This is a genomic window from Bradyrhizobium sp. KZN70725 (genome assembly GCF_055264925.1).
In genome coordinates, this window is record NZ_JBUYWT010000109.1 from 1 (window position 1) to 10,227 (window position 10,227).

The 10,227-nt window shown below is 61.2% G+C and carries 6 protein-coding genes and 1 pseudogene; 3 read left to right on the top strand and 4 right to left on the bottom strand.

Going from position 1 to position 10,227, the window contains the following annotated elements:
• Positions 1-588 precede the first annotated feature (588 nt).
• Both ACZBJS_RS41055 and ACZBJS_RS41060 read left to right on the top strand, forming a co-directional pair.
• Positions 589-3,837 (top strand): AAA family ATPase, encoded by a 3,249-nt coding sequence (locus tag ACZBJS_RS41055; protein WP_463440199.1) that lies wholly within the window; start codon positions 589-591, stop codon positions 3,835-3,837.
• Between the two features lie 226 nt (positions 3,838-4,063).
• Positions 4,064-5,845 (top strand): adenylate/guanylate cyclase domain-containing protein, encoded by a 1,782-nt coding sequence (locus ACZBJS_RS41060; protein ID WP_316398207.1) that lies wholly within the window; start codon positions 4,064-4,066, stop codon positions 5,843-5,845.
• 465 nt (positions 5,846-6,310) lie between these two features.
• On the opposite strand, the gene ACZBJS_RS41065 is transcribed toward ACZBJS_RS41060, so the two are convergent.
• The 4 genes and pseudogenes from ACZBJS_RS41065 to ACZBJS_RS41080 all read right to left on the bottom strand — a co-directional run bounded on the left by ACZBJS_RS41065 (position 6,311) and on the right by ACZBJS_RS41080 (position 9,336).
• Positions 6,311-6,520 (bottom strand): helix-turn-helix domain-containing protein, encoded by a 210-nt coding sequence (locus ACZBJS_RS41065; protein ID WP_316398208.1) that lies wholly within the window; start codon positions 6,518-6,520, stop codon positions 6,311-6,313.
• 396 nt (positions 6,521-6,916) lie between these two features.
• Complete coding sequence (locus ACZBJS_RS41070; protein ID WP_316398209.1) at positions 6,917-7,753, bottom strand: hypothetical protein; 837 nt, start codon at positions 7,751-7,753, stop codon at positions 6,917-6,919.
• Between the two features lie 870 nt (positions 7,754-8,623).
• Positions 8,624-8,882, bottom strand: a pseudogene (locus tag ACZBJS_RS41075) (zinc-binding dehydrogenase); the annotation flags it as partial.
• A 160-nt stretch (positions 8,883-9,042) separates the two neighbouring features.
• Positions 9,043-9,336 (bottom strand): hypothetical protein, encoded by a 294-nt coding sequence (locus ACZBJS_RS41080; RefSeq protein WP_463440200.1) that lies wholly within the window; start codon positions 9,334-9,336, stop codon positions 9,043-9,045.
• 354 nt (positions 9,337-9,690) lie between these two features.
• Here ACZBJS_RS41080 and ACZBJS_RS41085 point away from each other — a divergent pair.
• A partial coding sequence (locus ACZBJS_RS41085; RefSeq protein WP_463440201.1) for a tyrosine-type recombinase/integrase occupies positions 9,691-10,227 on the top strand: 537 nt, incomplete at its 3' end.

Genomic DNA, 10,227 nt, shown 5'->3' on the forward strand with positions numbered 1-10,227 from the left:
CTGCGATGGCTCGCAGAGCTCTTGCGTGTCATCATCCGAGCCTTCTTCGAGACCGTCCCGGCTCGAAACACCGCTTAAGCCGGGCGCCGGCGCCAGTTCTTCACGAACGACAGCTTACGATTACCCACATTTTTGAGGCCCGGCCCAACCGAAAACTTGAGTCGTCAGAATCACTTGTGATTTTTTGATGAGCACCTGATTCGAGAATAGGTGCTCTATAGCCCAGCCGCCTTCATCCTGATCACATCGCGCACACGGCGCATCGCAAGCCTCTCCGTCGGCATCCAGGGTCCCCTCCGCTGCGCTCCACGGTAGCACCGGCAGACAGCGACCACGCTATAGTGATGGAGTGAGGGGCGGCCACAACCAATGGGCAATCGGACCAACGGAGGACGATTGAGCGATGTTCGCACATGGCCCATCGCGTCTAGTGCACTGCCACACTACCTCGGTAGCCAACGGCGGTATAGCGGAAATCGACAGGCGCCGTCTATTGCAGAGAGGGACGTTCGTGACCCAAGGCGAGGGGTCGTTCCTTCAGTCGCTCGAAATCCCGCACCCAAAGTCTTGTACCCCAAGATCCTGTAGATGTGCCAATCTACCTTTGGGGAGCCGGGTGTGGGGGGAATCAATGGCATGAGCGATCTACGCGACTGGTTGCGTGAGCACAATCTGGAGCAATACGCCGATGCGTTTGAGGCGAATGACATCGGCCTCGATATTCTCCCCGACCTCGATGACGATGATCTCGCGCAATTGGGTCTCTCACTAGGCAATCGCCGCAGGCTTTTGAAGGCGATCGCGGCGGGTAAGACCGCAGCAGCCCCGATTGCCGGCCAGGAGGAGGCTCCTTCGCCCGGCAAAGTTCCGGCTGAGGCGTCCGGCTCTGGCGATGCCGAGCGGCGGCAGGTTTCGGTCATGTTCGCCGATATGGTCGGCTCTACGGCGCTCTCGGCGAAGCTCGATCCGGAGCTGCTCGGCGGCCTGATCCGGCGGTACCAAGACGCGGTGGCGGGCGCGATTGGACGTTACGGTGGTTTCGTCGCGAAGTTCATGGGCGATGGCGTATTGGCCTATTTCGGTTTTCCCCGGGCCTTCGAGGATGCGGCGGAACGCGCGGTTCGCGCCGCCATTGGAATTCTATCGGAAGTTAGTGCAATTGAATTGCCCGACGGGGCCCGCGTGCAGACGCGGATTGGCATCGCAACTGGCCTGGTCGTGGTCGGCGAAATCATCGGTACCGGCTCGGCTCAGGAGCGGACCATCGTCGGTGAAACGCCAAACCTAGCGGCAAGGCTGCAGGCGCTTGCGGATGCAGACTGCATCATTATCAGCGAGTCCACCCAAAAATTGTTGGGCGGCCTTTTCGAACTCACCCATACCGGCGTGCACGAGCTCAAGGGCTTCTCCCGCCCGGTGCCAGCTTGGCGCGTGTGCGGCGAAGCCTCGGTCGAAAGCCGATTTGCTGCGATCCGCGCGAAACGCCTTCCGCTGGTCGGTCGAGCGCACGAAACGGGCCTGATGCGCGAACGCTGGCGTTTGGCGCAGCAAGGCGAAGGTCAGATCGTGACCGTGACGGGCGAAGCCGGAATCGGCAAATCGCGCGTGATCGAGGCGCTGCAGCAAGAGCTTGCGGCCGAAGCTCATGCGCGCATCAATCTTCAATGCTCTCCCTATCACAGCGACAGCGCCCTCTACCCGGTGATCCAATATCTCAACCGCGTCGCCGGCCTTGCGCCTGGCGATCCATCGGATGCTCGCACCGAGAAACTCCGCTCGCTTCTTGGCGCGCGGCACATCACCGATCCGTCTGCGCTGCCGCTGTTGGCCGAGCTGTTGTCGATCCCGCTGGCTGAGGCAGCTCCCGCCGCGCCGCCGGCGCAGCGCAAGGCCGCAACGCTGGCGCTGATCGTCGAGATCATGAAGCGGACCAGCGACAACGATCCGGTGCTGACCGTATTGGAAGACGCGCACTGGATCGATGCGACCACAATCGAATTGATGACGCGATTGGCCGACAGCATCGCCCGCTCGCGGCTCCTTGTCGTGGTGTCGGCGCGACCGGATTTCACGCCGCCATGGCTGTCAAGGCCACACGCCACGCTGATCACGCTCGGACGACTCGGCCGCCCCGAATGCATGCTGGTGGTCGCGAGCGTCGCTGCCGCGCATGGACTGACGGCGGACACGATTGCCGCGATCATCGCCAAGACTGACGGCGTGCCGCTGTTTGTCGAAGAACTGACCCGAAGCGTGATGGAATCGGCGGGCGAGGATTCGGTGCCTGCGACGCTGAAGGACTCGCTGATGGCCCGCCTCGACCGTCTAGGCGGGGCCCGCGAGGTGGCCCAAATTGCCGCAGTGATCGGCCGGCAATTCACCTTTGCCTTGCTGGAAGCGGTAGCCGGTAAAGACAACGACGAACTGGAAGACATGCTGGCAAAGCTGGTTGCCGCGGGAATTGTCTTTCCTGAGGACCGTGGCCTCGAGCGGAGCTTCAACTTCAAGCACGCGCTGGTGCGCGACGCCGCCTATGAAAGCCTGTTGCTGATGCGCCGCCGCGAATGGCACGGGCGCATCGCTCTGGCGCTGGAGCAGCGTTTTGGCGACGTCGCCGCGAAGGAACCAGAGTTGCTGGCCTATCATTTCGGTGAGGCGGGACAGTTCTCTCTTGCTTGCGATTATCGCATGCGCGCTGGCAACCAATCCGTTAGCCGCTCGGCCTACGTGGAGGCGATCGCGCATTTCACGGCGGGTCTCAGGCTCGCCGAAACCATGTCGCCGCAAGACGGCCGGCACCGGCAGTTGGAATTCTGGCTCAAGCTCGGCGCAGCATCGGTGGTCGCGCACGGCCTGCAAAGCGCCGAGGCCGAAGCAGCCTATACCAGGGCCAGCGAGATCGGCGACCAGCTCGGCGACGGCTCAGCCTCCTTCCAGGCCAAATGGGGGCTCTGGATCAACGCCAACCTCAGGCGCAAGACCGCGCTGGCGCGCGACCGTGCGGGCGAACTGGTGTCGCTCGCGCAGCAGTCCGGCGATCGCGAGTTGTTGCTCGAAGCCTATCATTGCCAGTTTTCAACAGCCTATTTTCGCGGCGATGTCGGCGGCGCGTTGGACGGCTGCAGGCACGTCATCGCGCTTTACGACATGACACAGCATCGTCATCTCGCACACACCTTTGGTGGCCACGATCCCGCCGTCTGCGCCCACATCCAGTGCGGCAATTCATTGCGGCTATCGGGCGACGAACAACAGGCAAAGTCGCACTTCATGCAAGGCATTGCGCTGGCCGAAATGCTCGACCACCCGAACAGTCTTGCGCACGGGCTACACAACGCCGGCATCGGCTACCAGCTCTGGGGAGACCGCGACGCAACGTACGCGGCGGCGCATCGCGCGGCCGCGCTGGCCGACAAATTCGGCCTACCGCCATGGCGCGCCAGCAGCCTGATCCTGGTCGGATGGGCGACCGCAACCGGCGCCGCCGCTGCGGATGCCGTACGGCTGATCGATGCCGAGATCGGCAAGGCCACGGCGGCCGGTCCGCTGCCCCAATATTATCTCGGCCTTGCAGCCGAGGTGCTGCTTGCCGCTGGTCGGGCGGCGGACGCGCTCGGTCATCTCGACCGCGCAATCGCAGGAGTCGACGAGGTTGGCGTCGGCATCTACATGCCCGAAATCTACCGCCTGCGTGGTGCGTGCTTGCTGGCGCTCGACCGCGGCAACAAGACTGAGGCGCGATCGGCCTTCGCAACCGCCGCCGACATCGCTAGGCGCCAGGGAGCCCTCATGTTCGAGCGCCGCGCGCAGGCTTCACTGTCCGAATTCGCGGTATAGGGATCATTGCACAACCGCTGTCGATTCGACCCCGACATGTCGGTTCATGGACCCGTTGCTGTCCTTTGCCCCGAGCGCATGAATGTCGGCCTCCTGATTGAGAGCGGACCAGGCCGGGTAGCGCCGAGGTCGCCGCTTGTGACCCATTTCAGAAGTCGGCTCTAGCCGGTACCGGAGGGCCGTGCTTTGATATGTGGGACGGCAATGGTCGACGATGGAGCAGCATTTGACCGGCGAACGGGTGGAAAGGCGTCTAGCAGCGGTTCTGGCGGCGGATGTCGCCGGTTACAGCCGTCTTATGGGTTTGGATGAGGAAGGCACACTGGCCCGACTAAAGGCTGCCAGAAAGGCCATCGTTGACCCAGCTATAGGCTCCCATCGAGGTCGCATCGTCAAGACGACTGGTGACGGCATGCTGGTTGAATTTGCCAGCGCGGTGGATGCTGCCCGTTGCGCGGCTGAAGTCCAGCGCAACATGTTTGCTAAGAATGCGGAAGTGCCACAAGATGTCAGGATCGATTTCCGCATCGGCATTCATGTCGGCGATATTATCATTGACGACAATGATATTTTCGGAGACGGCGTCAATATCGCCGCGCGGCTCGAGGGCATTGCAGAGCCGGGCGGGGTCTGCATCTCGGACGACGCTCAACGGCAGATCCGCGGCAAAGTCGATGTCATCTTCGATGATATGGGACCGCAAGTGCTGAAAAACATCGCCGAACCAATGCGCGCGTGGCGGGTTCAACTTGGTGGCCAGACTGGTTTGAAGGCGCAATCTGGTTCGCTTGCGGGCCGCGCTCCGGCGCTTGCACTTCTCGACAAGCCGTCCATCGCAGTGCTGCCGTTCCAGAACATGAGTGGTGACCCCGAGCAAGAATATTTTGCAGACGGTATGACCGAAGACATTATTACCCTTTTGTCCCGTACCCGGGACTTCCTCGTAATCGCAAAGAGCTCAACGTTCGATTATAAATCCAAGTCGATGGGCGTTTCAGAAATCGCGGCACAGCTTGATGTCCGTTATGTCCTGGAAGGTAGCGTACGGAAAGCTGCAAATCGAATTCGAGTTACCGCCCAACTCGTGGAAGGTCGAACAGAAAACCAACTGTGGGCGGACCGTTTCGATCGGGAGCTTACCGATTTGTTTGCCGTACAAGATGACGTGACAAGCGGGATCGTCGGCGCTCTCCACCCAGAGGTGTTGGCCGCTGAGGCAGGTTCATCCCGGCGGCTTTCTGCCAGCAGCCTGGATGCGTGGGGGCTTGTTGCGCGTGGAATGATGGCGCTGATTACGTTTACACGGGAGAATGTGACCGTAGCCGGCGAGCTTGCGACCCAAGCAATCGCCATGGCCCCTGATTTCGCTCTATCCTACGGTGTTCGTGCATTCGGGCTGGGTTATCGGGCCTATATGCAATGGGGGGAAGATTGGAAGCAGGACGCAAGACAGGCATCGCTCGATATTAAGACCGTACTTGCGCAGCAAGGTGACGATCCGACAGCGCTATTTCTCGCGGGCGGCGCATCGTGGTTTATGGGCCGAGTGATGTCGGGTGTCGGTCTGCTTGAGCGGGCAATAGAGCTGAACCCGAATCTCGCCATGGGACGCGCTTTGCTAAGCTTAGGTTATGCAAGTTTGGATCGCCCAAATGAGGGATTGGCACAAGTTGACATTGCGTTTCGATTGAGCCCTCGCGATCCCATGGCTTGTCAATTCTTCGCAGCTCAGACGCTTTGCAATTTTGTTGCCGGCGACTTCACGAGGGCGATTTCCTCTGCAGAAAGAGGCCTTCACATAAACCCAAATTCTCTCGATAATCACCTTTACATGGCGGCGGCGCTCGCAGAAATGGGCGATACCGTGCGGGCAACAAAGCAAGTTGAACTCGCCCTACGAATTACACCTAAGATATCTCTCGAAGTGATAGCGCGAGGAACCCGTGATGCATCGGGCTGGCAGAAATATCATCAAGCGCTTCGGAAGGCCGGGCTTCCCGAGTATTAATAACACTCCAATTCGGTTGCTGCCTACTTCCCGTGTTGGCCCGTGGCTGCCCTAGGGCCAGAGCGCCGCTAATTCCGCTTCCGAGAGGTAAGCCGACCAAGGTAACGAGGCCTAAGGAAGGCGTCTACCGCTCCCATCCTCGCCCCAAGAGCCTTTCATCAACACAAGCGGAGTGCCAACACACTTAATTTAGACAACGCCGCTGCGCAGCCGGGCATGTCCCGTGGTTCCGCCGAGCCACCCCGCACGGCTCATGAACGCGGCCCTGAACCACTATTCATCCAGGGGGAAGTCGTGTCGAGCTGATGTCTCCCGGTCTTCTTCTGCCCGACGGTCGCACGATCAACTGCATAGCCATTCGGACCGAAATCTTCGACCCCCAAGGGGTCGAACCACACAACTTGCTGTCGATCGCAAGGTTGAAAAGGCAAGATCGCGGGTCCGTCGTATATTGAGTTTCGGCCACTAGTCGGGCTTGACGCTGAGGAGGTACTTGATCGCCTCGCGCGGGTCGAAGCCAATAGCTTCGGCAAAAGCAAGAAGCTCAACGACGTCGATCTTTCTTTGTCCTCCTTCAACTGTGGCGACAAAGGATTGATATCGGCGGAGCTTCTTCGCGACCTCCGCCTGAGTTAGGCCCGCCTTTTTCCTTTTCATGATCAGGAAGATCTTCAAGGCTTGATGTCTTGAAGAGTGCAGTGTGCGAGACATGACCGACCGCTCGGAATCGAGGGTCGTTCAAATAATGCGATTTACAGATTATCTCAAAACCAGATAATCTAATCGCGAACATCAGCGCATCGTCGCAACCCTTGGGGCGGTAGTTGGCATCGACGGCCGGAAGCAATCGACTCGATCTGTCGCGGCTGTCTGATGATGTCCGGAGTACGGCGGGCCGCGATCCGGCGACATCCGGCGTTTCGCGCGACGCTGCGTTCGTTTTGCAGCGAGTATGCCGGGATCTTTCAAGGAAATCGCCTTCTCGCCACGATCGCAACGGGCGAGGCCCGCCAGCTGATCTGTGGCCACATGGTTGCGCTGCACTATCGGCGAGATGTCAATGACCCGATATCAGGAATTGTGCTTTCCCGTGGCCTGCTTGGCCGAGAGCTTGATGCCGCGTTCCTTCAGCCATTTCTGGCGATCGGCCGGCTTCTCGGCCAGAAGGGTGTCAAGCCCGATGAAATTCGGCAGCTTCTTCTCGTCGCGCAGCGCGATCATGCGCTCGGTGGCTCGCGCGGCGGTAAAACCCATCACGGTCTCGTAGACCGAGCCGATCGATTCGACATCTAGCGAGCGATAAGACAGCCGCTCGCGGATCTTCTCACCCGACAGGCCCCTGCCCTCGATGGTCATCAGCCCGTGCAGGATGCGCAGGATAGTGCCGTCGGACACCTGCAGGACGGTCGCTGCGCTGCGCGCGCTGCCAACCTCGCGGCCTTCGAGAAAGGGAAAGGTGTCGGGATCGAACAGCTTGCCGCCACGCCCGGTGATCCAGTCGCGATGCCCACCATGTATCAGCCTGAACACCGCAAGCAACTGACCCCAGCCGCCGCGGCGCTCATCCATCGTGTCCGGGTTAAGCGCCTCGTCGACCAGCAGCCGCGCATACAGCGTCTTGATCGAATAGCCGGTGTCCCACAGCTGCTTCAGATGCAGATCGGTCGAGGACGGCAAGAGGTCGCGGTCCTCGGCATAGAGCAGGAACACCAGCCGCATCAGAAGCGTTAGCAGGCCCGCATAGAGATGATGCGGATCACGGGCGGCGAGCGCCTCGATTTCGCCGGGCGCGGCGCGGTGCAGGCCACGTAGCAGCTCATAGAGCGCGCCGAGCACCTGGCCTGACAGCTTTTCGGAGACAGCGTTCTGCGCCTCGCGCGAGGTTTCCAGCAGCTTGCGCAGCCGCATCTCGGGCGCGCCTGTGAAGAAGGCCGCCGCGGGCGAGCGCAGCGCTGCGCCCCGCCCGCGACGGGGAATTTTGGAGTGAGCGTAGCGAACGGCCGCGGGGAATTGCCGCCGCAGGCGTCAAGGGGACAATTCTTCGTCGCAGGGGCCGAAGTCGCTTCGACGGCGCTAGACCAGGCCATCGTTGCAACGGTGCATGGCACTCCAGGCGATGCAGAGAAAAGGCCCGGCGTTTCCTGAGAAGAACCGATTGTCGTCGGCTTGGTCGAGGCGGGCTTGAACTCCAGCAGGTCTCGGCGCCGGAACGGCGGGTCAACGGGGAAAAGGGAACAAGCGGGACCGGGTGAGCGGGTTGCGCACGTCATCTCGAGGTGCGGTCAGGAGCGGCAGAGCAGAATGGGGCGCAAAATCTGAGGCCTGGGCGAGGAGATTGGTCGCTGCCCTCGAGCCGCGAGTTGGGGATGGCAAAAGGCCGGCTGATGTTCACCGCGCGCTCAAACAAGCGCCCTCTCATCGCTCCGGCGTGATGGCGACGGCAGGATCAAGGACATAGCCTGGCGAGCCAAAGGAAGGCCGGCCGAGCGCGATCGGGTTCGGGGGCAGGTGCGGTGGATGATCTCGATGCACGGACGGGCGGCCCGTAATTTGGTCGAGGCTGTCGCGCCCCGAGGACTCAGCCGAGCATCCGAGGGTTACGCGAACAGCCAGACGCTTCCGAACTTTAGGAAGCCAAGAAGGAAGAGCACGGTCACGGCGCGCGCGATCATGCTGTAGAGCCGCCAGAGCGTGCTCAAGTATCGCGCTTGGAGAATCCTCTGACCGGACTCCAAGGAGAGCGTTGCGTCGAGACGTTGCCGATGTTCGTTCGCAGTGGTCAACGAACTCCTTCGCGCCGAAATCGAGCACCGTCTGACGGTCGGCGGCGCGTCCGGTGCCGATGACATAAGCACCAGCCTTGCGCGAGTTGCGTCACCATCGATCCGACTGCGCCAGCCGCGCCGTGTGCGAGGACGCTTTGGCCCGCCCGAAGGCGACCGTGCTGGAACAGACCTTGCCATGCAGTCAGGCCCGAGATCGGCAAGCTAGCGCCCAGCGTGAAGTCGACGTCGGCCGGCAGCGGCGCAAGGTTACGGCCAGCGTGCCGTCGCGATACTTTGGCTTATGCGCATTGGAAATTATGAAACAAGCACTGCCGCGACTCGCAAGGCCATGCGGGTGCACATGGACCGCTATCACAACTGGCCGCGCCGCGTTGTCGACAGCGCCCACATGCCGGGACGCCTGGGCCCACGCTAGTGGGGCGGTGGCCGCTTCTCCGGCTCTCCGCTCTTGTTGCCGGGCAGCCCCTTGATGCGGGCGGAGTCCTGTTCCTGGGTCGTGATATCGCCCTGTTTGGTCGTCGCCGTCGAACCAACTGTTCCCTTTTGCGCGGGTGGCCCATTCTTATTACCGGGCTGGCCTGGAATTCCAGCACCAGAGTTCTGCCCGCTGGGAGCGGTGGCCGGCGGATAGTTCGATTGCGCCGATGCCGTCACGCCCGACAGAACCAACGCGCACGCAACTGCGCCGAGGGTACTCAACTTCATGGCGTCCCCTCCGATTGTGGCTTCGTTGGATTCGAACGTCCACTGCGGGCGCGCGTTCCTGTTTTTGCGCTCATTTTTAAGCCATTGAAAGCGACAAATCACCCGGCTCGGAAACGCAAATCTCTGTTGATGGTCCAAAAGCGATCGTTTTGAAGATCTCTGGGCCTCTTCCGGTATTCACTGATAAGCGGACGATTTCAGAACCATGCCGGACTTCGCATTAGGGCCACAGGACTAAACCGCTCGCGCGGTAGGGCACGACGGCTGGCAGCACGGCTGAGAGGATAGCGCAACGAGGCGTCCTGTCTTGAGATTGAGGGGTTCGCAACCTTCACTCAAAACAGGAGCATCCCCATGACCGACGAGGCAGTGAGCCCGCTGCGCCGGCGCATGATCGAAGACATGACGATCCGCAAGTTCGCGCCGAAGACCCAACATGACTACGTGCAAAGGGTCAAGAACTTCGCCGCATTTCTCGGGCGCTCGCCGGATACGGCGAGCTTCGAGGACGTGCGCCGTTACCAGCTCCATCTGTCTTCGAGCGGCGTTGGTGTACCGACCATCAACCAGACTGTCTCGACGCTGCGGTTCTTCTTCCGGGTGACGCTGAAGCGCCACGAGATCGTCGAGCACACCCATGTCATTCACGAGCCGCGCAAGCTGCCGGTGGTGCTCAGCGTCGAGGAGGTGGCGCGGCTGCTCGATGCCGCGCCGGGCCTGAAGTACAAGGCGGCGCTGAGCGCGGCCTACGGTGCCGGGCTGCGTGCCAACGAGGTCGTCTCGCTCAAGATCTCCGACATCAACAGCAAGCGCATGATCATCCGCGTTGAGCGGGGTAAGGGCGGCAAGGACCGTAATGTCATGCTGTCCCCACACCTGCTCGACCTGCTG